The organism is Nostoc sp. DedQUE08 (genome assembly GCF_034530895.1).
Classification (GTDB): domain Bacteria; phylum Cyanobacteriota; class Cyanobacteriia; order Cyanobacteriales; family Nostocaceae; genus Nostoc.
Genome location: NZ_JAVRCD010000082.1, coordinates 1 through 22407, shown reverse-complemented (window position 1 = coordinate 22407; position 22407 = coordinate 1). Strand labels below are relative to the sequence as shown.

At 43.1% G+C, this 22407-nt stretch carries 20 protein-coding genes; 7 read left to right on the top strand and 13 right to left on the bottom strand.

Going from position 1 to position 22407, the window contains the following annotated elements; genetic code table 11:
- Positions 1–75 precede the first annotated feature (75 nt).
- From proC to psaK, 8 genes are all read right to left on the bottom strand, one after another.
- The gene (gene proC, locus RMY64_RS33260) at positions 76–894 is read right to left on the bottom strand and encodes a pyrroline-5-carboxylate reductase (protein ID WP_322702273.1); all 819 of its coding nucleotides are present in this window, start codon (positions 892–894) and stop codon (positions 76–78) included.
- Positions 895–1070: 176 nt separating this feature from the next.
- On the bottom strand, positions 1071–1676 hold the full coding sequence (locus tag RMY64_RS33255) for a cell division protein SepF (protein WP_322659462.1): 606 nt from the start codon (positions 1674–1676) through the stop codon (positions 1071–1073).
- A 392-nt stretch (positions 1677–2068) separates the two neighbouring features.
- Positions 2069–2737, bottom strand: coding sequence for a YggS family pyridoxal phosphate-dependent enzyme (locus RMY64_RS33250; protein WP_322702272.1), 669 nt, complete (start codon positions 2735–2737; stop codon positions 2069–2071).
- Positions 2734–3012 (bottom strand): transcriptional coactivator PipX, encoded by a 279-nt coding sequence (pipX, locus tag RMY64_RS33245; protein ID WP_069068710.1) that lies wholly within the window; start codon positions 3010–3012, stop codon positions 2734–2736. Before pipX ends, RMY64_RS33250 begins: the two co-directional genes overlap by 4 nt.
- Before the next feature lie 862 nt (positions 3013–3874).
- The gene (locus RMY64_RS33240) at positions 3875–4792 is read right to left on the bottom strand and encodes an energy-coupling factor transporter transmembrane protein EcfT (RefSeq protein ID WP_322672166.1); all 918 of its coding nucleotides are present in this window, start codon (positions 4790–4792) and stop codon (positions 3875–3877) included.
- A 200-nt stretch (positions 4793–4992) separates the two neighbouring features.
- Positions 4993–6363, bottom strand: a complete 1371-nt coding sequence (gene der / locus RMY64_RS33235; protein ID WP_322672167.1) for a ribosome biogenesis GTPase Der — start codon at positions 6361–6363, stop codon at positions 4993–4995.
- A 283-nt stretch (positions 6364–6646) separates the two neighbouring features.
- Entirely contained in the window at positions 6647–7843 is a 1197-nt protein-coding gene (locus RMY64_RS33230; protein ID WP_322672168.1) for a site-2 protease family protein, read from the bottom strand.
- A gap of 340 nt (positions 7844–8183) precedes the next feature.
- A complete protein-coding gene (gene psaK, locus RMY64_RS33225) occupies positions 8184–8438 on the bottom strand; it encodes a photosystem I reaction center subunit PsaK (protein ID WP_322672169.1) in 255 nt (84 codons plus the stop codon).
- Between the two features lie 114 nt (positions 8439–8552).
- Between psaK and RMY64_RS33220 the strand changes: the two genes are divergently transcribed.
- The gene (locus RMY64_RS33220) at positions 8553–9182 is read left to right on the top strand and encodes a phosphoribosylanthranilate isomerase (RefSeq protein ID WP_322672170.1); all 630 of its coding nucleotides are present in this window, start codon (positions 8553–8555) and stop codon (positions 9180–9182) included.
- A gap of 92 nt (positions 9183–9274) precedes the next feature.
- Here the strand turns inward: RMY64_RS33220 and folE are convergent, their stop codons facing one another.
- The 5 genes from folE to RMY64_RS33195 form a co-directional block, all read right to left on the bottom strand.
- The gene (folE, locus tag RMY64_RS33215) at positions 9275–9982 is read right to left on the bottom strand and encodes a GTP cyclohydrolase I FolE (protein WP_322672171.1); all 708 of its coding nucleotides are present in this window, start codon (positions 9980–9982) and stop codon (positions 9275–9277) included.
- A gap of 113 nt (positions 9983–10095) precedes the next feature.
- Positions 10096–10821: an SDR family oxidoreductase gene (locus tag RMY64_RS33210; RefSeq protein WP_322672172.1), complete on the bottom strand. Its 726-nt coding sequence runs from the start codon at positions 10819–10821 to the stop codon at positions 10096–10098.
- A gap of 362 nt (positions 10822–11183) precedes the next feature.
- Positions 11184–12164, bottom strand: a complete 981-nt coding sequence (locus RMY64_RS33205) for an acetyl-CoA carboxylase carboxyltransferase subunit alpha (protein ID WP_094349744.1) — start codon at positions 12162–12164, stop codon at positions 11184–11186.
- Positions 12165–12353: 189 nt separating this feature from the next.
- Complete coding sequence (locus tag RMY64_RS33200; RefSeq protein ID WP_322672173.1) at positions 12354–13373, bottom strand: long-chain acyl-[acyl-carrier-protein] reductase; 1020 nt, start codon at positions 13371–13373, stop codon at positions 12354–12356.
- A 130-nt stretch (positions 13374–13503) separates the two neighbouring features.
- Complete coding sequence (locus RMY64_RS33195) at positions 13504–14202, bottom strand: aldehyde oxygenase (deformylating) (RefSeq protein WP_322672174.1); 699 nt, start codon at positions 14200–14202, stop codon at positions 13504–13506.
- A gap of 181 nt (positions 14203–14383) precedes the next feature.
- Between RMY64_RS33195 and RMY64_RS33190 the strand changes: the two genes are divergently transcribed.
- The 6 genes from RMY64_RS33190 to RMY64_RS33165 all read left to right on the top strand — a co-directional run bounded on the left by RMY64_RS33190 (position 14384) and on the right by RMY64_RS33165 (position 22292).
- Positions 14384–15211 (top strand): carbohydrate ABC transporter permease, encoded by an 828-nt coding sequence (locus tag RMY64_RS33190; protein WP_322672175.1) that lies wholly within the window; start codon positions 14384–14386, stop codon positions 15209–15211.
- Positions 15212–15413: 202 nt separating this feature from the next.
- Positions 15414–15740: a hypothetical protein gene (locus tag RMY64_RS33185; protein WP_322672176.1), complete on the top strand. Its 327-nt coding sequence runs from the start codon at positions 15414–15416 to the stop codon at positions 15738–15740.
- 168 nt (positions 15741–15908) lie between these two features.
- A complete protein-coding gene (locus tag RMY64_RS33180) occupies positions 15909–18371 on the top strand; it encodes a filamentous hemagglutinin N-terminal domain-containing protein (protein WP_322672177.1) in 2463 nt (820 codons plus the stop codon).
- Positions 18372–18888: 517 nt separating this feature from the next.
- Complete coding sequence (locus tag RMY64_RS33175; RefSeq protein WP_322672178.1) at positions 18889–19227, top strand: hypothetical protein; 339 nt, start codon at positions 18889–18891, stop codon at positions 19225–19227.
- A gap of 309 nt (positions 19228–19536) precedes the next feature.
- A complete protein-coding gene (locus RMY64_RS33170) occupies positions 19537–22014 on the top strand; it encodes a filamentous hemagglutinin N-terminal domain-containing protein (RefSeq protein ID WP_322702271.1) in 2478 nt (825 codons plus the stop codon).
- Between the two features lie 44 nt (positions 22015–22058).
- Positions 22059–22292, top strand: coding sequence for a hypothetical protein (locus RMY64_RS33165; RefSeq protein WP_322672180.1), 234 nt, complete (start codon positions 22059–22061; stop codon positions 22290–22292).
- Positions 22293–22407: the final 115 nt, after the last annotated feature.

The following is a 22407-nucleotide window of genomic DNA, read 5'->3' as shown; positions in this document are numbered from 1 at the left end:
ATTTGTCATTTGTCCTTTGTCCTTTGTCTTTTTTCTAAAACTAATGACCAATGACTAATGACAAATGACTCTTATTTATTTTCCCAGTTCTTGCGATCGCTCTGTGGCAGCTTTGACTGCTTCAATTAAAGCTGAACGAAATCCTGCCTGTTCTAGCTTGGCAATCCCCGCAATGGTTGTACCGCCGGGACTGGTAACACGATCTTTGAGTTCTGCTGGGTGTATTTTGGTTTCCTGCAACAGTTTCGCTGTTCCTAGTACGGTTTGCAAGGCTAGTTGATTGGCAATTGCTCTGGGTAAACCTGCGGCTACTCCGCCATCTGCAAGTGCTTCTACCATGAGCGCTACGTAAGCGGGGCCGCTACCAGATAGCCCTGTAACTGCATCCATCAGCGCTTCTGAAATTTCCACGACTTCACCGACAGCAGCAAAAACTTGCTGTGCTATTTGGTAATGCTTGGCATTAGTATATGCACCTAAACAAATCGCAGTAACTCCTGCTCCCACAGTGGCCGGGGTGTTGGGCATTGCTCTAATCACTGGCAATTGCACAAATGCAGCTTCTAGCTGACTTAAAGGCACACCCGCCAAAATAGAAATGATTAGAGGTGTATGTTCTCTATTAAGAATATCAATATCTGCTAATTCTTGAGCGATCGCGCTAAACACCTGCGGTTTTACTGCCAAAAATAGAACTTCTTTTGCTTCAGTGAAAACCTGGCTATTATCTGTCGTTACAGCAACACCGTATTGCTGCTTTAAAAAATCTAGGCGTGAAGATAGTGGTTCGCTAACTATGACTTCTGATGATTGATAAATTCCACGCGCGATCAGGCGGGATAAGAGCGCTTCTCCCATTACCCCACCACCAATTAAGCCAAATTTTATAGTCATTAGTCATTAGTCATTAGTGAGCCAGCGCGGTCTTGGGGGTTTCCCCCATGAGTGACTGGCGAACCCGTAAGGGTCATTGGTCATTAGTCATTAGTCGTTTGTCATTTGTCACCATGAGCAAAACCCAGGACAAATGACAAAGGACAAAGGACAAAGGACTAAATACTAATTTAACTTTATTGTGCCATCCGGTTAGTTTCGTTGCCCCAGGTTTGATTTGGAGTACCTGTTGTCGGACGAGAGGGACGTACTGGTGGTTGTGGTACTTCATGAAGAACGCCACCTTGGGTGCTAACTTGGACACAACTTGGTGTAAACAAAAAGATGCTCTCACCGATGCGCTCTTGATGTCCATCTAGTGCGTAAGTACCACCTGCAACAAAATCTACTGCTCGTTGAGCTTGATCTGGGTCCATGATTGTCAGATTTAATACCACTGACTTGCGTTCGCGCAACGCTTGAATTGCCTGGGGCATTTCTTCAAAGGTGCGTGGTTCGAGTACTAAAACTTCCGAAATTCCGTTAATTGCTCCTGGCATACCAATCACATTCCCCATTGGCTTTGAACCTGCTGTCATATCATCTCCCATTGTAGGCACTGGTTCCCGCCAGCGTCGATTTTGAGCGGCTGGACTCTCTTGTGGTGCTGGCTGGGGATTTTCTTGCTGATACAGATTTTGGTAATTATTATTATCTGTTTCTGGTTCTTCTTCGTAATACTCGTATTCTACTTGCTCATTTAGACCCACAAAGTCTCTGAGTTTGGAAAATATGTTGTTCATGGTGCGTGTACTCTCCTGATGCGAATTGCCTGCATTGACTTGGCTGAGGATTGATTGAGTTAAGAGCGATGCCTACGGCGGTATACGCTACATCAATGGATACTTCAGCAACTTTATTGCTAGTTGTAGCCTATATTACGAGTTTTGGCGATGAACTGACACTTATTGGAAAGGTCTGTGCATCGCCCAAACACAATAATGAGTCAAGATTATATCCTAAGGTTTATCCGAAGGAAACTTCTTTATACCCCATTTTCTCTTGGCTATTGCTCTTGTCAATACTATATCCTTTGTTTCCGATTGCACCAGTCTGTTACAAAATTCTTGTCATCAAATCCTTAGCTTCTATTAATTTCTATTAATACCCAAGAGTAAGGCTGATGATTAATCGGCTAAGAGCGATCGCCAAACAATATGGTTCCTAATCGTACCATCGTTGCGCCTGCTTGCACTGCTAGTTCGTAGTCGCCTGACATACCCATAGATAGGTGCTGCATTTTAATATGCGACCAGTTTTGCTCCTGGATTTCTTTGGCTAGCTGACGATTGCGATTAAACACACTGAGAATTTCAGAATTATTTAATCCTGAAGGCGGAATTGTCATCAAACCTTGAATTTGTAAATTTTTGTATTGATTGAGTGTGGGTAAATCAGCCAAAAGTTCTGGCACACTCCAACCAGACTTGTTGGGATCGGGGAGAATTTTCACTTGTAAGCAAACCTGGGGACTCACTCCTAGCTGTTGCGCCAATTGGTCTAAGCGCTGTGCCAGCTTCAAATTATCCACGGAGTGAATCCAAGGGAAATGCTCAATGGCTTTTTTGGCTTTATTGCTTTGCAAATGTCCAATAAAGTGCCAGGTAATATCCGGTAAGTCTTGCAACTCGGCTTGTTTGCTGGCAGCTTCTTGGATACGACTTTCCCCGAAATCACGAATTCCGGCGTTGTATGCAGAGCGAATGGCCTGGACAGAAACTTGCTTGCTAACAGCAATCAATTTGACTGAAGTTGGCAGTGAGGAGCGAATAGTAACAATACGTTCGGAAATCGAACTGTTCATTGGAAGGTGCGCTGGAAAACACTCTGAAGCTGATCGTACTCCTGAGAATGCCCACTGCGCCGCAGGGTACGTAAGCGATTTTCCAACATCATTCTTGCCTCAGTACGTCCTAGAGACTGGAATTTAACACCTTTAACGTCATTTGCCACCAAAAAAAATAAGCGCTGGGCATAAAGTGTGGTGAACAAATCCTGGTTCTCATCAACCATACAGATTTTGTAGAGTAAACCCCAAGTTGGATGGTTTATGTAAGTTTCTGCGTTTTCTGGATTCATTTAAGAGTCAAGGTGTAGTCAAGGTGGAAGTATATATATCTTTTCGCAGTGAATTCCAAACATTCAGACGATAATACCAACATTCGTCAGAATATTTGGTTAAAATGCGAAGCTGCGGTTACGAAGACCTCGATCTAGTTCCTAATGGGCAGATGAAGCTAGTGGTAGTGAAGCGCAATGGTACAACAGAAGCCGCGAAGCGTAGATTCAAAAAGTAGAGGCTGTTTGACAAATATCACCATCTGCTTTGGTGACTTCAATTTAGCAATCTGTGGGGACAAGGCACAAAACATTGCCGCTCCTCTGGTTGAAAGTTCGACGTGAGAAGGAAAAACACCCTTTGAAGTTCCCAACGGCAACGGCGAATTTTTCAACTTCTTTCCATACTGCCACAACTGTTGCCCAATGGCACAAAATTGGGGAAGGTGGGGTTCCCTCTGGGGATAAGGGGTAATGGGGATTGGGTACTGGGTACTGGAAGAAAACTATCATTTATGCAAAAGGTCTATTGATTATCCAGTATTTTCAGTGGTGCAATTTGTGCCTGAGCATTGTGCAGAGATTTATAAGGGTACTCGATCGAAAATCTTAAGATTAGTTTGTAGTGTTCGCGTAAGGCTGGTTAATAGCTAAAATCTACAGGAAATGGTAGGGGATCAATTTTATGGCTGGGTAGCTATTTAAATTACCCTACCATATTGTTACTTATAGCTCAATACTGTTCGGTTAAGGCAAGAGACGCGATGAATCGCAGTCTCTACAATAATTAGTCTTTGGTAGAGACGGCAATTTAATGTTTTACTTCTGACTCCTGAATTCTGAATTCTGCTGTATTACCTCTTACCATTTTTTCGGTGCAAAATTACGCCTGAGTTCCGATAGCTAGCCGTATTCCCCAGAATAAGATTAAAGTTGCGATCGCCAGCCAGTCACGCCCTTTTAATCGTAAATCGTGCCACTGGACTCGATGCTCATTGGGACTGGTAAAACCCCGCACCATCATGGCATTTGCCATTTGGTCGGCTCGTAAGAGCAGATTTTCTAAAAGTCTCTCTGCAACTGTCATCCAAACCTTGAATGCTCCTTTCAATCCCAGCTTTTTCCAATTAATTGCCCTTGTCATTACGGAGCGAAATAAGTTTTGCACTTCTTCTAAAACCAAGGGAATAAAGCGCAAGGACAAGGTTAAAGTTAAAGCAATTTCTGTGACAGGCAACTTGAAGCGTCGCAAGGGTTGCATTAAGCTTTCTATGCCAGATGTGATTTCTTCTGGTGCGGTTGTCAGCAGATAGAGGTTAGTGCTGTAAATGACGGTAAATATAAGTGTACTCAGGCGTACTGCCAAACTCAATGAGTAGCGAGTTACTTTAACCGGGCCTTTATGAAATAGCACGTAGCTGTATGCTTTTTTCTCGGCTGGTGGCTCTTGAATATTATTAGAGTTGGCTGGCTGCGTTAATATTTGTTCATTCGCTGGCAGACGTGACTGATAATCTACACCCAATCCATCAGGACTAATGGCTGCGATCGCTAGCACAAAAAAAGATAGCATTAATAGCCAACCCATTTGCTGCTGCCATACACGTCGGGGAATTCTGGCAATCAAGGTGGCAATAATCAAAATTACCACCAGCAGCACCCGCCAAAAGTTGTTGGCTAAAACATAGCTAGTTAAAAAGCTCATCAACCAAGCGAACTTGACTCGCGGATCGATTTTATGCAGCCAAGTTTGGGGTTGTTCTAAATAAAGTCCAAGTGGCAGCGATCGCAATAAATCCATTTTAGAGTTAGGAGTTAAGAGTGAGTAGTTAGGAGTGAGGAGTTAGGAGTTTTGACTTTAACTCATAACTTTCATCTTCTGCCGTTATCAAACTCAAGTCGATAGGGTTCTATAGTTAGCAATTTTGACTTTAACTCATAACTCTTGTACAGAGGCAATTAATCGCATCTCTCTTGTACAGACGCGATTCATCGCGTCTCCTAACTTATTTTGACGCGAGTTGCTCTATTAACATTACCACTTTCGGCATCACGGACTTTCTTGCTCCGCCACAGCAAAATTATTGGCGTGCCTTTAAATCCTAGCTGTTGACGAAATTGCCGTTCAATGTAGCGGCGGTAGTTGTCGTTGAAGCGTTTCGAGTCGTTGACAAATAGTGCGATCGTTGGTGGTTGGCTACTTACTTGTGTACCATAATAAATCTTCCCTTGACGCCCACCACGGGATGCCGGCGGTGAATGCCAGCTAACGGCATCTGTTAAGACTTCGTTAATCACTGATGTGCTGACACGGCGTTTGTGTGATTCAGCCGCCGTTTTCACCAATTCTAAAATCTTTTCTACCCGTTGTCCTGACAAGGCACTCACAAAAATTGTTTCTGCCCATTCGGTAAAATGTAACCGTGATTGCAGAGTTTTTTCGTAATCGTAAATTGTGTAAGAGTCTTTTTCGACTGCATCCCACTTATTAACGACGATGATGCAAGCTCGACCATCTTCGATAATCCGCCCAGCTAATTTTTGGTCTTGCTCGGTGACTCCATCTAAAGCATCGATTACTAATAAAACCACGTCAGCGCGGCGAATCGCTTTAAAAGCCCGGTTAATACTAAAAAATTCTGTGCCGTATTCGATGTGTTTCTTTTTACGAATGCCGGCGGTGTCAATCAAGCGGTAGGTTTGTCCGGCTCGTTCAATGACAGTATCAATAGCATCGCGGGTTGTGCCGGAAATGGGGCTGACAATTGCCCTTTCTTCCCCGACAAAAGAGTTGAGTAAGCTCGATTTGCCCACATTCGGGCGTCCCACAATTGCTACTTTGATTTCATTCGTTTCTGGAATGTCTTCAATAGCAGGGATGTGATTAACTAACTCGTCGAGTAATTCTCCTGTACCACTGCCATGAATCGCGGAGATGGGATAAGGTTCGCCCAATCCCAATTCCCAAAACTCGGCAGCTTGCATTAAGCCTTGTTCTGGGGATTCACATTTATTTACAGCTAGTAGTACAGGTACGGGTTGTTGGCGCATCCATTCGGCGATTTCTAAATCTGCCGATGTGGGGCCTGTTTGACCATCGACGACAAAAATAGCGCCACATGCTTCTGCAAGGGCTGTCATTGCCTGTTGGCGAATCAGTGGTAAAAATTCGGTATCATCATTAAAAACTAAACCACCAGTGTCTACCACTAAAAATTCGCGACCATTCCAGAAAGCTGGTAGATAAGTGCGATCGCGTGTCACTCCCGGTTCATCATGGACAATCGCCGTTTGTTCCCCGGCGAGTCGATTAACCAGGGTGGATTTGCCCACATTTGGGCGTCCGATAATTGCAACAATTGGCAGTGCCATAAAACCAGGGTAAGTGAGAGACGTAGTATATCACGTACTTACATTTTACTCGCTTTAAACTTGAAGTTTTAATAATTTCCCATCATCTGAGGCGATGTCTACGACGGTCACTGAGCGCAGCCGAAGTGTGGGCTGTTTGGTAATACCATACTTTGAAAAATAAAAAAGGTAGGAAATTTTCCTACCTTTTACCCAAAAAAAGCATTTTGTAACCAAATACCAAATTAAATATCACACACGCTTTTGACGTATCTATTGCAAACCTATGACGAGGGTATGACGTTTAATTTGTAGTTGATTTCGCGATTACTCCCAGTTGCAACCCTGGTGGATAGCTACCTTCTTCCTTGATGCGCTTAATTTCAGCATCGGTTATCTGCAAATTTAACTTTTCTACCAGCGATCGCACAATATCTCCCCGATCGATTACACCAGCTACAGCACCAGCCGGAGAAAGGACGGTAATTCTCGGTAACTGCTCATTTTCTAGCTTGTTAATTACCTCAGCGATCGCTGTTGACTCTGCAACGGTAGGTATTTCTGTCAGCGGATGCACTATGCTATGTAAGGTTTCGGTTTCCCATTCACTCCTTTGGGTTAAACGGAAATCGTCAATGGAAACTAGACCCCGGTAACGTCCATCAGAAGCAGCAAAATAAACTTGTGAGGGATTGGTTTCTAAGAGGTATAAATCGGCAAAGGAACGTAATGTCTGGTCAGCATCAATTACGCGAAAGTCACGAGTCATTGCATCGGCCGCCACCACCTTGAGCAGGCTTTCTTGCAATGTAGTCATGTTGTCATAGGTGTTAGCGTTGCGGACAGCAAACCAACCCAACAGCGCAATCCACAAACCAACTACTAACTCTCTGGTGACGAAGTCTACAACAAATCCGAAAGCGATCGCAGCATAACCCAATATTTGCCCAGCCCTTGCAGCCCAGTGTACGGCTTGAAAACGATTACCTGTGATTTGCCATAGTGCTGCTTTTAACACTTGGCCCCCATCTAGAGGTAAGCCAGGAATCAGGTTAAATAGAGCCACTACTAAGTTAATTCTCGCTAAATCTCCAACCATGACACTGAGGGGATTAGTATCAGGAATCAGAAAAGCTGCCAGACGGAGTAGGACAAATAGGATGATACTCACCAAAGGCCCAGCGATCGCTACTTGAAAGGCTTTAAAAGGAGTTTTAGATTCTTCTTCAATGGCAGCAATCCCGCCAAACATAAATAGGGTAATTGAATTAACTCTAATACCTTGCGATCGGGCTACCAAGCTATGACCCAACTCATGCAATAGCACCGAACCAAATAGCAGCAGTGCCATAACTATTCCAGCACTCCAAGCTATAACAGGCCCCCATTCCTGGTAAGCTACCCCAAAATTCAGGGTTGCCAACCCTAAAATCACAAACCATAACGGGTCTAAAAACAGGGGAATTCCAAATAATGACCCAATTCTCCAATTTGTTTGCATTACATTGCCCTAAAACTAGATATCGCCAGTACTTTTTATACCGAAATACTTCCTTTGTTCCTATACACATCTATATTGAGTATCGATTCGGTAGTAACAAGTGACGAAATGCTCTTATTTCTAGAATAGACAATTAATGCCTGTGAGCAAAACTCTGGAATTGGGAATTGGGCATGAGGTTAAGGTAAAGGTGAGAGGTAACAGGTGACAGGGAATAATCTATACTCTTTACCCTGTAACCTATTCCCTTCTTCACCCCCTACTCCCCCTGCCCAAAATCATTTTTAGGAGTTTTGCATCGATAGCGGGGTTACATAGTAACACCTCTGTCATCACAAAACTATAGACGACCGATGTTAGTCAATCCTAAAACAATGCCAACGCCGATAATATGACCAAAAGCCATCGCTGCAACGAATGTTGGAATACTAATCGGCAGGATAGGGAACTTGGGTCCAACTAAGGGTTTTTCAATCCTAGTACTTAGTAAAACTATTACTAAGCTACTGATGCTGATGATGATTCCTACTGTGGGATTCCACGCGGGTGTTGCGGGAACAGTTTCAGCTGCTGCTAGTAAAATAGATGAAATCAAGCTTTTGTCTCCTAAAATATAGACCTACAAGATTATAAAATTACCAAGGCACAAAAGTTTTTCGGATAGTTTAGACTTTCTTGATATTATTTTAAATTTGTTGTTAAATTTTTTATGCGCGTTAAGATTTGCGGCATCACTCAACCACAGCAGTCTATAGCGATCGCCTCTCTAGGCGCAACGGCATTAGGATTTATTTGTGTGCCAAACTCACCTCGTTACGTGACTAAATCCCAAATTCGGGCAGCAGTGGCAGAACTCCCAGCAAATATTGACACAATTGGGGTTTTTGCCAACGCTAGTATCCCTGAAATCAGTCAGATAGTTGCTGATTCTGGATTGACTGGTGTGCAGTTGCACGGAGATGAATCAACAAATTTTTGCTACCAATTACGTCAAGCTTTACCCAATGTCGAAATTATTAAAGCACTGAGAATTCGTAGTCTTGAGCATCTTGACACAACGGCTGATTACACCAAATTTGTAGATACTTTGCTACTTGACGCCTACCATCCGCAACAACTAGGTGGTACAGGCAAAACTTTAGATTGGACGATGCTAGAGCAATTTAGCCCTAGTTGTCCTTGGCTTTTAGCAGGAGGATTAACAGCCGATAATATTGTGCAAGCCCTAAATCAGGTTAATCCTAGCGGCGTTGATTTATCTAGTGGTGTGGAACGGACACCAGGAGATAAGGATTTAGATAAAGTAGCCAAGTTGTTTGAGAAGTTGGGGAGGAGGTAGTGAAGAAGGCAATAGGGTACAGGTAACAGGGTACAGATTATTCCCTGTCACCTGTTACCTGTCACCTCTCCCCTAACCCCACTCCCCATTTATTAAAAGAATGCTGGTTGGTGGCGAATCAAGTTGAAAAATTCTTCGCGGGTTTTGTTGTCTTCTTGAAATACACCAAGCATTGCGCTCGTGACAGTCCAAGAACCTGGTTTCTGGACGCCACGCATCACCATACACATGTGGCTAGCTTCCATCACTACAGCAACGCCTTGAGGTTCTAAAATGGTCTGGATTGCTTCGGCAATTTGGCGGGTTAGTCTCTCTTGTACTTGTAAGCGACGGGAATACATCTCAACAATCCGGGCCAGCTTACTCAGTCCAACAACTTTTTGGTTAGGAATATAAGCAACGTGCGCTCTACCCATAAATGGCAGCATGTGGTGTTCGCACAGACTAAAGAAGTTAATATCTCTAACAAGTACCATCTCGCTATGCCCTTCATCAAAGATGGCATCGTTAACAAGTTCTTCAAGAGATTGGTTGTAGCCACTGGTCAGAAACCGCATTGCTTCGGCTACTCGTTTGGGTGTTTTTAGGAGTCCTTCGCGTTCGGGGTCTTCGCCAACTCCCAGTATTAGTGTCCGCACGGCGTCTTTCATTTCCTCCATCTGTTCCTCTGTTGGCGGGAACACATCCGGTTGTCGCCCGTTGTGGGTGTTGCGATCGGGTCTAGGAGTTATGGCTTCTGCCAAATCGGGAATCAGAGGCGATTGAGAGCAATTGGAACCGTTGGAACTAGCAATAGTCATGATTCAGTCTTGGTTATGGTTTAGTCATCAGTCATCAGTCATTAGTCATTGGTCATTGGTCATTGGTCATTGGTCATTTGCAAAAGACAAAAGACAAAGGACGAAGGACTAATTTAGAGTGCGCCAGCGCTGGGCATCAGAGTCAATTCATCAATCACTGCCTGTTGTGGTAACAGAACTGTGTAGAGAATTGATTGAGCCACAATTTCCGGGGTTAACATTTTGGAACGGTCTAAGTTGACATGGACTGTTTCTGTATCCCAAAGTTCGGTATTGACTGCGCCGGGACAAATAGCTGTGACACGAATACCGTGAATGCGTTCTTCTTGTGCCAGGGTTTGAGAGAGGGCTATCAAACCAGCTTTGCTGACGCTGTATGCTCCCCAACCGGGAAAGGGTTGCTTGGCGGCAATTGAGGCGACGTTGATAATTGTGCCTGTGCCTCGATCGCGCATTGAAGGTAAAATCCCCACAATGCACTGAAACACACTGGTGAGATTCAAGTCAATTACCTGCTGCCAGTCTTCTAGGGGAATTTCGCTCAAAGCGCCTGTATAAGCGATGCCAGCATTGTTTACCAGAATGTTTATATCACCAAAGTCAAGGGCGATCGCTTGGATCTTGTCTTTGACTTCCAAAATCCGCGCTAAATCTACAGCGTAAGCTTTCGCTTCCACCCCAGTATGCTCTACGGCTTCTCTTACTGCCTCCAACTTATCCAAAGAACGGCTGACTAAGGCAACATCTATTCCCGCTTTTGCAAAGGCTAAAGCTGTTGCTTTCCCAATTCCACTACTGGCCCCAGTAATCAGGGCGCGTCGTTTTTGCTCAACACTCATAGTGTCTCCCAATGTTTTGGCAGTTCCCAAAGCCTATTACCACCCCATTATTCACACTTCTCGGTTTGGATAGATTAAAGGAATCTAAAAATCTGATGATTTTCATTAAGCAGATGTTATGATGCAGCACAATAGTAACCATATTGTGGTTTTTAACAGTAAAGACAACAAATTGTTGCCTGGAAAACCACGCGGTACATCGTACATTCAAATTAGATTATTTACATAATACAAAATCCACTCAATCAAATTGAGTAGACTTGCAAAAAATGCAAATGCCTATGGCTAGATTGTTAAAAATCTTTAAGCACATAGGCAATTATAGCATTCCTGTTTTGCTAATCTATCATTATAGAGTTGCTTTAGTGGGCAACTTCTGTAAAGACACCAATTTTGCGGAATTTTTCATAGCGCAGTTGGCGGCGTTCTGGAGCGGTTAAACGATTGAGTTCGTCTAAGTTTTCCATCAGCACTTGCTTAAGAGTAGTAGCGGCTTTTAAGGGGTCGGAATGAGCGCCACCAGTGGGTTCAGGCAGTATTTGGTCGATAATTCCCAACTTTTTCAGGTCGTGGGAAATAATTTTTAGCGCCACAGCGGCTTGGGGAGCCTTACCAGCATCTTTCCACAAAATTGCAGCGCAGGCTTCGGGAGTGGCGACGGTATAAACGGAGTGTTCAAACATGAGTAAGCGATCGCCTACACCAATACCAAGTGCGCCGCCGGAACCACCTTCACCGATAACTGTGCAGATAATTGGCACATCTAAGCAAAACATTTCCCGTAAGTTGTAGGCGATCGCTTCTCCTTGACCTTGGTGTTCTGCTTCTACCCCAGACCAAGCTCCTGGTGTGTCGATAAAGGTTAGTATTGGCATACTAAACTTGTTAGCGTGTTCCATCAATCGCATAGCTTTGCGATAGCCACCAGGGTAAGGCATTCCAAAGTTACGGGCAATATTGTCTTTAGTATCGCGCCCTTTTTGATGGCCCAACATCACCACAGGTTGCCCACTTAGACGACCAACACCACCAACTAAAGCCGGATCGTCACCACCACAGCGATCGCCATGCAATTCCATCCATTCATCACTAATTGCCTGAATGTAATCGAGAGTACTGGGGCGACGCGGATGACGAGCGACTTGTAATCGCTGGGACGGGGATAGACTAGTGAAAATTTCCTCACGTAGTTGCATGGCGCGTGCTTCTAGTTGACGAATTTGACCAGAAACATCTACGCCATTTTCTTCTGCAAGTTGCCGAATTTGATCGATTCGGGTTGCAAGTTCTGCTAGGGGCTTTTCAAAATCTAACAGTAGCGGTTTACGCTCGGTAGTTGCCATCGTAGGGTTTATAAGTACGAGTTATAAGTTATCTATCCTTTGTTTTTTGTCTTTTGTCCTTTGTCCTTTGTCCTTTCTCCTTTGTCCTTTGCAAATAACAAATGACTAATGACTAATGACTAATGACTAATGACCAATGACCAATGACTAATGACCAATGACTAATGACCAATGACCAATGACCAATGACTAAACCAGTAGCGGTCTAAATCCATGTTTCACTGATACCTTACCAATCTGCTCCATTTTGTCTACGGTAATCTGATTCCGTCCCCAGGAAAAGTTCGTGTATAACTTCTCAAATTCCAGCAGCATTGATTCGGCAAAACAAGCAAACAACTGGCGGGCTGGCACATCCATATTGACGATTTTCATAATTTTCCAGTCAATATCCAGGGAATGCTCGACAATCCCACCATTTAACACATATACACCAGGATGCTGAACTTTTGTTGCTAAGTTTTTCGGATAGCCACCATCAATCAATAAACAGGGTTGTTTCAAAGTGGCCGGGTCTATTTCCACGCCTCTAGGCATACTCGCAACCCAAACTACAATGTCAGCTTCAGGTAATGCTTCTGTCAAACCCATGATTTTTCCTCGCCCCAGTTCGCCTTGCAGTTCTTTGAGGCGTTCTTGGTCGCGGGCGATCAACAGAAGTTCTTTGACATCTGTTTTCGCATCTAGCCAGCGGGTAACTGCACTACCAATGTCTCCAGTTGCGCCACATATAGCAACAGTCGCTTTTGACAGATCGATGCCCAATTGTTTTGAGGCTTCTTCCACCTGCTTACAAATAATGTAGGCAGTATGTGTGTTTCCTGTAGTGAACCGTTCAAACTCTAGTTTAATGTTGCGGACTTGGCTAAACTGGTCTAACTTAAAGTTTTCAAAAATAATTGAGGAAAATCCGCCTAAAGCTGTAATGTTAATGCCATGCTTTTGTGCATGGGCCATCGCGTTGAGGATTTTGCGTGTTGCAGCTTTGATGCGCCTACTAGCAAGCATCTCTGGCAAAAAGCAAGATTCTACATACCGTCCTTCAATTTGTTGCCCAGTTATACTGGTGACAATAATGCTATCGACAATTTGCGGTGGGGCGCTGCACCAAAAGTCTAGCCCTTGATCGGCATATTCTGGGTATCCCAATTCTTGAGCTACCGATTGAGCGTGTTCTAAACTAGTCAAATGTCCAATTAGACCAAACATGTAGTGATTATTAGGCTTATGCTGTCTTGAGGGCGTGGAATTTAGTAGAGTTAGGAGTTAGGAGTTAGGAGTTAGGAGTTAGGAGTACGATTCATAATTTCTCACTAATCATTCCTCACTCCTAACTTTTTTAAGCGGCTATGAGTCCGTAGGCTGACAAGCGCATGATGTCGCGAGTCGTGAAGCCTATGTTACTTAATGCTTCACCGTATTGAATCATAAAGTCTTCTACTAAAGCATCTTTTTCCATTGCCATTGTGTGGGCATCACCCTCTACTTGGTTGAGCATTTTCCAGACGATGGGTAGGTTATGGCGATTTGCAAGTTCAAGTTCAGCTTTGGATTCTGTGAAGTGTTCTTTCAACCAAACTTCTCCAAAGTTGAGGTGGCTATACTCATCTTTTACTACTCCTTCCGTGATTTTGCGGGCAAAAGCATCGGCAACGGGGATGTAAATGTTATATGCTGCGATCGCAAAACATTCGATAATCAAAGACTGAATCAACAGACAAGTAACGACCTTCCCGGACGCTGCTGCTGTTTGGAAATTTTGGTGTAGTCCAGAGAAAAATTCCTTGGCAAATTGCAAATCTGGGGTGACATCCAAATTCCGCCCACAAGCTTCAAATCCTTTCTTGTGTCGGCTTTCCATCTTGGAGAGGCGAATCAATTCATCATGAGATTCTGGCAGCAGTTGGGCTAATGTGATGTAATTTTCATGGGCTTCTTGTTCCCCTTCAATCACGATCGCATTAATCCGGCTATAAGCATCTTTGTATGTTTCGCTCTTGAAATCTAATTCTTTAAATTGGTCTGCAAGCTGCTGCATAGTTATCTTTACTCCTGTAAACCTGAGTTATTTGACACCAAGTATTGATTTTCCCTATGAACTAAGAGTAACAATTACTGTGGTTTAATTTAACTTAACAAGTAGACTATGTTTATAGATTAATTGTTGCTGGGGGCAATGTTCTAGTACTAGCGAAATAAATGCTTTGCAGTTTAAGTTTATGTTCAAATCAAACTCGAATCTGAAATCTAGCGATTTTTTGAGCCTAGTAATCTTACTGCTAGGGGCATTTATCGTTTTACTACCATTGTTTGTGGTCTTTCTCACCTCCTTTGCACCGACATCCGCCAGCCCAGAAAATTTGTTCAAAAATAACTGGTCTTTAGCAAATTACCGCGTTGCGTGGCAACAAGGAAAATTTTTGCTCGCGTTTGCTAATTCTACCTTGGTAGCGATCGCTGTGACGGCGTTTCAGATTGTCACTTCTGCTTTAGCTGGTTACGCCCTAGCACGGTTGAAGTTTCGGGGACGCCAAGCACTGTTATTAGTCGTTTTAGCAACTTTAGTGATTCCCTTTCAGTTATTGGTGATTCCCATCTTTTTGGTGTTGAAGTGGGGACACCTGATAAATACATACTGGGCGCTGATTTTACCCACTGCGGTTAGCGGATATGGGATTTTCTTATTACGTCAGTATTTCCAGACAATTCCTGTAGAGTTAGAGGAAGCCGCAGCGATAGATGGGGCGAACCGACTGCAAATTTTGTGGCGGGTGATGTTACCTTTAGCCCGTCCGGCCTTGCTAACGCTGTTTTTGTTCACCTTCATCGGTGAGTGGAATGATTTATTTAAGCCTCTAGTATTTACGACAAGACCAGAATTAAGCACAGTGCAACTAGCATTGGCTGAGTTTCAGGAGCAATTTACGAATAATTGGCCCTTGATGATGGCAGCAGTAACAATAGCCACAATTCCAGTGATGGTATTATTTCTCATCGGTCAGCGTCAATTTCTTCAGGGTATTGCTGCGACAGGGATTAAGAATTAGTGGGGAAGGCGGTAAGTGGAAGCCCGATTTTAGTTACTAGAGATGCCCACTCGACAAGAAATAATTTGAATTGGTATTAGTTAAAAATAGCTGTAAAGAAAATCTCGCAGGAAAATTATGAACTTTTATGACACTGAGCGTAATCATTGCTAACTAAACTGAAGCAATAATTATACACCTCCCGTCAGGAACGAAAACACTCATGAGTTCTCAACAAGTCATAGATCCTCAAATATTACAGCAGTTACAAGAAGAAATTCAGCAGAAAATGAATGAAAGCCTAGAAAACGCTGACTTACACTCAGTGCTTGAAAAGTACGGCTTATTAGAATATAGAGTCTTGAGAATTCATTGGCAGTGTAATCTCGATCCAAATCAACTCCAATCTGATGATGCACTTGATGAACAGCAACCCAATGCATTATTGGCAGAAACTTCAAGACCTTCAATACCAGAAATTGTGTTAGTCAAAAAAGCATTGTGTATCCCTTGTCCATCAACTGGTAGCCCTTTAGGCTGTAACTGCTAAATAATTTTATCTTCGGACTGCAAAGAGTTTATTCTAGTGAATGTAAAAATACTAAACTTTGCTTTTATGTAGTAGCTAGGCTACAAAGATAACATCAGCGTACTAACATCACTACTTAGCAAAAAGCAGTATTTTAATAAACTCTGATGTTTTGAGCGCCAGTTTTTCATGTCTCAAAATCGAAGCAGTTGCCACTGGAAGTTAGGAATAGTGAGTACTTTAGTAATTGCTAGAGTGCTCACTTTTGCTGAGAGTTTTGCTCTAGCTCAAATTCAAAAAGATGCCACACTTGGATCTGAAAGTTCAATCATTACACCAAAGCTAATCGATGGTCAGCCTATAGACCAGATCGATGGTGGAGCAGTTCGTGGTACAAACTTGCTCCACAGCTTTGAAAAATTTTCTATCTCTGCGGGAAGGACAGCCCATTTTAACAATGCAATCAATATTCAGAACATCATCAGTCGGGTGACAGGCAATTCTGTTTCTAATATAGATGGCATTCTCAAAGCTAACGGCACAGCCAACGTATTTCTGATTAATCCTAACGGCATCGTTTTTGGGCCTAATGCTTCTTTAAATATTGGCGGTTCATTTGTGGCTAGTACGGCGAGTAGTTTGAACTTTGCTGATGGTACAAACTTTAGTGCTACATCACCTCAAACTGCACCTCTACTCACAGAAAGTGTTCCTATAGGTTTACAATTCGGAACAAATGCTCGACCTATCCGCAATCAATCCCAAGCAAGTCCTAATAATGCAATTAATACCTTCGGACAAGGTGTTGGTCTACAGGTGCAGCAAGGCAAAACCCTAGCACTTATAGGCGGCGATATAACGCTAGAGGGCGGGAATTTAACAGCAAGTGGGGGAAGAATTGAGTTAGGAAGCGTTGCTGGCAATAGTTTGGTCAGTCTTAATTCAACGAATCAAGGTTGGGCGCTAGGATATGAAGGTGTTCAAAATTTTCAGAACATCGAACTCACCCAGCAAAGTGAGATTCCATCTACTGTAGATACCAGTGGCAAAGGTGGCGGTAATATCCACCTGCAAGGACAACGAGTACTGGTAACTGACGGTTCACAAATTTTGGCTTTTACCCTGGGAGCGCAACCAGGAGGAAATTTAACAGTGAACGCTTCCGAGTCTGTAGAACTTGGACTAAATACGTTCTTGTCTACTGGAACTTTCGACACTGGAAACTCTGGGAATATAAATATTACTACCAGAAAGTTGATTGCCAAAGATGGAGCGCAAGTCTTAATGTTCAATGTTGGTTCGGGATTGGCCGGGCAATTGACCATCAACGCCTCAGATTCCGTAGAACTAATTGCAGGTATCCCCATTTCTCCTTTGCCAGATGGTAGTGATTTAATATCCAGTGGATTATTTAGTGCAACTTATGGCGCTCAAAATGCTGGCAGCATAATAGTTAATACTGGAAAGTTACGTATCGAGGGAGGGGCAGCAATATCAACAAGTTCTGAGGGTGTACTTGGGCGTTTTTCTAACCAATTTATACCAGCTACCGGAAATGGAGGAGATTTGACAGTGAACGCCTCCCAGTCCGTAGAATTAATCGGAACCTCAGCAAATGGTTCTAGGCTCAGTAGCTTATTTGCTGGCACTCAAGGGCCTGGAAATGGCGGCAACTTGACCTTAACTACAGGGCAATTAATTATCAAAGATGGGGCGGCAATAACTGTGAGCAGTGAAGCTCGAAACAATGTTAACTATCAAGGGGGTGTATCCAATTTCGGTCTAGCAGGCGAACTCAATATAAGCGCTCGTTCCATCCTGCTGGATAAAGGAGAACTCACATCTAATAGTGAGTCAGGTAAGGGCGGTGATATTGGGGTACAGGTGCGGAACTTGTTACTGATGCGTCGCAACAGCCAAATCTCTACTAATGCTGGAGGTGATAAAACTGGCGGTAATATCACCATCAATGCACCTAATGGCTTCCTCGTCGCTACTCCCTTCGGAAATAGCGATATTACCGCCAACGCCAACTTTGGTTCTGGTGGTAAAATCGCGATCGCTGCTAAGAATATCTTTGGGTTTGTGTCACGCACCCGTGCAGAGGTGGAGAGACTCGATCCAAAAGATATAAATCCGAATAACATCCCAACAAGTGATATCACTGCATTTTCTCAGCAAAACCCTTCATTAAGTGGCACAGTACAAATCAACTCACCGGATGCTGACCCCAGTAAAGGATTAGTGGAACTACCTGTAAATCTGGTTGATGCTTCGCAGCAAATTGCTGCTGGTTGTAGTTCTGGTGGAAAAATAGGAAGAAGTTCATTTTTTACTACTGGGCGTGGAGGAATACAAGCCGATCCCACAGAGCCATTGATAGCTGATGATGCAGTGTTGGCAGATTGGATCGCCCTTCCTCCAGAGAGTCAGAATCGTGCTGGCGGTATTCAGAAAAGAGCAGTTGTTCAGGCGCAGGGAAACACAGAAGAAAAATCACAGAAGGTTAATTCTGTCAATGAGCCTACTCAAATTGTAGAAGCCCAAGGCTGGATTCTAGATGCCAATGGGAATGTGGTTCTGGTTGCTCAAGTACCTACTGCATCGCCTCATAACTCTTCGCTCGTTGCTACATCTTGCGGTGCTAATTAAAATTTGAGATTCTCATAACTTTTGTTGGTGCGTCGGCGTAGACCGTCGTAGACATCGCTATCTTTGCAATGAACTTTATATGAGCGATCGCTTTTTTCTCAAATCAGGTGTGGCGCATTAGCCTAGCCCATCACATCGCTACTTTGTAATAACCTTCATCGCCTTAATAAAGCTTGTAAGCTTATCTAAACCGTAAGCAGAGTGTGAGACTTGAGGAAGTATTAATTACTCAATTCTCTAAGTAATCAACGGTGAGTAGCCAGATTCATAAATCCTTTAAGAAAATCCGACAGAAATATATGAAGTTTTGTTACACAATACGTAATTATAACTAGCCAAGCTGAAGTCATAATTATCAGAGTTCACAAGAGCGTTAGAAACCTAATGCTTTCATACCACTCTAGACTTTGTATTATTGATTCCTTCGTTGCCAAACTGTACTAATCAAACTCACGTTAATTTAGTACATCATAAAATAAGTTCACACATTTATCAGTCTGCAAGGAGAGCAAAATTCATGGAATCTCAAACAGGACAGTCAACAGTTATAGATGCTGAAATATTACAGCAGATACAAAACGAAATTCAGCAGGAAATAAGTGAGATACTGGAGAATTCTAACTTTCACAAAGTACTCGAAAAGTATTCTATATCAGGAGACAAAATTCTTAAAATTAAGTTTCAATGCAGTATAGATATAAATAAAATTCAACATGGTAATACTGTTGATAATGAGCAAATCAAGAAATTTTTGTCAGAAATTATAGGAGGGACAAAACAGGAATTAATGCTAGTGAATAAATTATTGTGTATCCCTTGCCCCACAAACCAAAGTATTAAAGGCTGCTACTGCTAAGAGCTAATTTGTAAACTCAAGTAAAGTACTTGTCTAATAAGGGTTTCAGTAATTTAAATCAATACAGCATTTATTCGCTGAAATTCAGACCTAGTAATGGGTTGAGTACCCTTAAGATTTTCTTTACGAATCAGCTCTAAAGGATGTGGTTTTCATAGAGCAGCTAAAAGCCCCCATTTAATTGAATATGAAAATACCGATTTTTATACTCACGAAGTTAGGCTGAATAGATCATCTCACAGTTTCATTATCATAATTAGTAATGAGCAGTAATTCACTAAACTATTGTTTTTTGGTGCAAATTATATAATGGCTCAAAGCCGAACTATTTGGTACTGGAAGTTAGGATTAGTGAGTGCTTTAGGAATTACTGGAGCGCTCACCTTCTCTGAGAGTTATGCTTTGGCTCAGATTGTCAGAGATGACACTTTGGGATCGGAAAATTCAGTTGTTACACCCACGCTAATCAATGGTAAGCCTACTGACCAAATTGATGGTGGGGCAACTCATGGTACAAACTTGTTCCACAGCTTTGAACAGTTTTCTGTTCTCACTGGCAGTACAGCTTACTTTAACAATGCGGCAAATATTGATAACGTCATTGCTCGGATAACAGGCAAGTCTGTTTCTAATATTGATGGTACACTTCGAGCTAACGGTAATGCCAACCTCTTTCTAATTAATCCCAACGGGATTATTTTTGGCCCCAATGCGTCTCTAGACATTCGCGGTTCATTCGTGGCAAGTACAGCAAGTAGTCTGAATTTTGCCGATGGTACTAACTTTAGCGCCACAGATCGCCAAACCACACCCCTTCTGACAGTCAGTGTTCCCGTTGGCTTACAATTTGGAGCTACACCAGGAACGATCCACAATCAATCCCAAGCAAGTCCAGGTGGCGTAACCAGTTCCTTCTTAAAAACACCTGTTGGTCTACAGGTGCAGCAAGGCAAAACCTTGGCACTTGTAGGTAATGATATCACCCTGGATGGAGGAAATTTAACAGCAGAGTCGGGACGAATTGAGCTAGGAAGTGTCGCTGGCAATAGTCTGGTCAGTCTGAATCCTACAAACCAAGGCTGGAGTTTAGGGTATGAAGGTGTTCAGAATTTCCAGAATATTCAATTCATCCAGCGAACTGATGGTTCTAACACATATCAATCTATTGTAGATAGTAGTGGCGATGGTGGCGGTAATATCCAAATACAAGGCAGGCGCGTACTGCTTAATGGCGGCTCACAGATTTCTGCTAACACTTTAGGATCGCAACAAGGAGGGAATTTGATAGTGACTGCCGCCGAGTCTCTAGAACTTGACGGTAGTGCAATATTGTCAAGTGGGACTGACTCAGACTCAACTGGAAACGCTGGAAACATACAGATCGCTACCGCGAAGTTGATTGTCAGGGGTGGAGCACAAGTATTAATGTATAATCGTGGTTCGGGTTTACCGAGTCAATTAATCGTAAATGCCTCAGATTCGGTGGAACTGATCGGCGGCACTATCACGCCATTGCCAGATGGTACTGATTTACTACCCAGCGGATTGTTTAGCGCTGGTGAGAAAAATGCTGGTGATATAACTATAAATACCAAAATGTTGCGTATCCAGGGGGGAGCAGGGGTATCAGCAGAGTCTTCGGCAATACTATTTATTAAGTCAAATCAATTTATACCAGCCACAGGATATGCAGGAAATTTGACAGTGAACGCCTCTGAATTGGTAGAAGTAAGTGGAACTTCACCAAATGGTTCTAAGCTCAGTAGGTTGTTTGCTGGAACTAAAGGGTCTGGAGATGGCGGCAACTTAATAGTAACTACAAAGCAATTGATTGTCCGGGATGGAGCTGCAATAACTGTGAGCAGTGAGGCTGAAAACGATTTCAACTCTCAAGGGAGTGTATCCAATTTAGGTCAAGCAGGCGAACTCAATATAAACGCTCGCTCTATCCTGCTGGATAAAGGAAAACTTACATCTAATAGTGAGTTAGGTAAGGGCGGTAATATTGCGCTACAGGTGCGGGATTTATTACTGATGCACCGCAATAGTCAAATATCTACTAATGCCGGAGGTGATGGAGATGGCGGTAATATTACCATCAAAACACCAAATGGCTTCCTTGTTGCCGCTCCCTTAGAAAATAGCGATATCACCGCCAACGGCTTCTCTGGCTCTGGTGGTAAAATCACAATCACTGCTAAGAACCTTTTTGGTTTTGTGCCTCGCACAGGTGCAGACGTAGAGAGACTTGACCCAACAGGCCAAACAAACCCGAATAACCTGCCAACAAATGACATCACGGCATTTTCTCAGCAAAACCCTTCATTAAACGGTACAGTACAAATCAACTCACCAGATGCTGACCCCAGTAAAGGATTAGTAGAATTGCCCGTAAATCTGGTTGATGCTTCGCGGCAAATTGTTGCTAGTTGTAGTTCTGGTGGAAAAATAGCAAGAAGTTCATTTATTACCACTGGACGTGGAGGAGTAGTAGCCGATCCCACGGAGCCATTGATAGCTGATGATGCTGTACTAGCAGATTGGATCGCGCTCCCTCCAGAGAATCAGAATCGTGCTGGCGGTATTCAGAAAAGAGCCGTTGTTCAGGCGCAGAGAAACACAGAAAAAAAATTACAGAAAGTTAATTTTGTCAATGAACCTACTCAAATTGTAGAAGCCCAAGGCTGGGTAATAGATGCCAATGGGAACGTAGTTCTGGTTGCTCAAGTACCCACACAATCGCCCCATAATTCATCGCTCACCAATACATCTTGCGCTGCTCATTAAAATTTGAGATATGGCGATATTTCGTAACTTTGCAGTCATCCGCGATGCCTACGGCTGGCTACACCTACGCAATTGCTGCTCTTGTTGCGATTGACTTGCTTCCAGAGTATAACTTTGACTATCGCAAAGCCTTGCCCAACCGTTTTGCTAGTCAGCAAGAAAAAGCTCCTTTGACAGTTACTCTTGATGCTGATGTCGCTGAGATATTCAAAACATCAGAAGCTGTTAACAACGCTCTCCGTGCCTTACTCTCAGCAATTCCAAAGACTGAAAGATAAACTGCGTACGCCGAAATAACAAATGGGTACGCCGAAATAACAAATGGGTACGCCGAAATAACTAGGACTTACGCATTGACAGAATCATGATTATGTGTATTAAAGTCCAACTTCT

Excerpts from the sequence above, each read along its gene's own strand:
- pipX (WP_069068710.1), bottom strand. The coding sequence starts at position 3,012 with ATGAATCCAGAAAACGCAGAAACTTACATAAACCATCCAACTTGGGGT.
- RMY64_RS33200 (WP_322672173.1), bottom strand. The coding sequence starts at position 13,373 with ATGTTTGGTCTAATTGGACATTTGACTAGTTTAGAACACGCTCAATCG.
- RMY64_RS33205 (WP_094349744.1), bottom strand. The coding sequence starts at position 12,164 with ATGGCAACTACCGAGCGTAAACCGCTACTGTTAGATTTTGAAAAGCCC.
- RMY64_RS33165 (WP_322672180.1), top strand. The coding sequence starts at position 22,059 with ATGCCTACGGCTGGCTACACCTACGCAATTGCTGCTCTTGTTGCGATT.
- RMY64_RS33195 (WP_322672174.1), bottom strand. The coding sequence starts at position 14,202 with ATGCAGCAGCTTGCAGACCAATTTAAAGAATTAGATTTCAAGAGCGAA.
- RMY64_RS33230 (WP_322672168.1), bottom strand. The coding sequence starts at position 7,843 with ATGCAAACAAATTGGAGAATTGGGTCATTATTTGGAATTCCCCTGTTT.
- RMY64_RS33170 (WP_322702271.1), top strand. The coding sequence starts at position 19,537 with ATGGCTCAAAGCCGAACTATTTGGTACTGGAAGTTAGGATTAGTGAGT.
- RMY64_RS33210 (WP_322672172.1), bottom strand. The coding sequence starts at position 10,821 with ATGAGTGTTGAGCAAAAACGACGCGCCCTGATTACTGGGGCCAGTAGT.
- RMY64_RS33220 (WP_322672170.1), top strand. The coding sequence starts at position 8,553 with ATGCGCGTTAAGATTTGCGGCATCACTCAACCACAGCAGTCTATAGCG.
- RMY64_RS33180 (WP_322672177.1), top strand. The coding sequence starts at position 15,909 with ATGTCTCAAAATCGAAGCAGTTGCCACTGGAAGTTAGGAATAGTGAGT.
- RMY64_RS33185 (WP_322672176.1), top strand. The coding sequence starts at position 15,414 with ATGAGTTCTCAACAAGTCATAGATCCTCAAATATTACAGCAGTTACAA.
- RMY64_RS33190 (WP_322672175.1), top strand. The coding sequence starts at position 14,384 with ATGTTCAAATCAAACTCGAATCTGAAATCTAGCGATTTTTTGAGCCTA.
- RMY64_RS33175 (WP_322672178.1), top strand. The coding sequence starts at position 18,889 with ATGGAATCTCAAACAGGACAGTCAACAGTTATAGATGCTGAAATATTA.
- der (WP_322672167.1), bottom strand. The coding sequence starts at position 6,363 with ATGGCACTGCCAATTGTTGCAATTATCGGACGCCCAAATGTGGGCAAA.
- proC (WP_322702273.1), bottom strand. The coding sequence starts at position 894 with ATGACTATAAAATTTGGCTTAATTGGTGGTGGGGTAATGGGAGAAGCG.
- RMY64_RS33250 (WP_322702272.1), bottom strand. The coding sequence starts at position 2,737 with ATGAACAGTTCGATTTCCGAACGTATTGTTACTATTCGCTCCTCACTG.
- RMY64_RS33255 (WP_322659462.1), bottom strand. The coding sequence starts at position 1,676 with ATGAACAACATATTTTCCAAACTCAGAGACTTTGTGGGTCTAAATGAG.
- RMY64_RS33240 (WP_322672166.1), bottom strand. The coding sequence starts at position 4,792 with ATGGATTTATTGCGATCGCTGCCACTTGGACTTTATTTAGAACAACCC.
- folE (WP_322672171.1), bottom strand. The coding sequence starts at position 9,982 with ATGACTATTGCTAGTTCCAACGGTTCCAATTGCTCTCAATCGCCTCTG.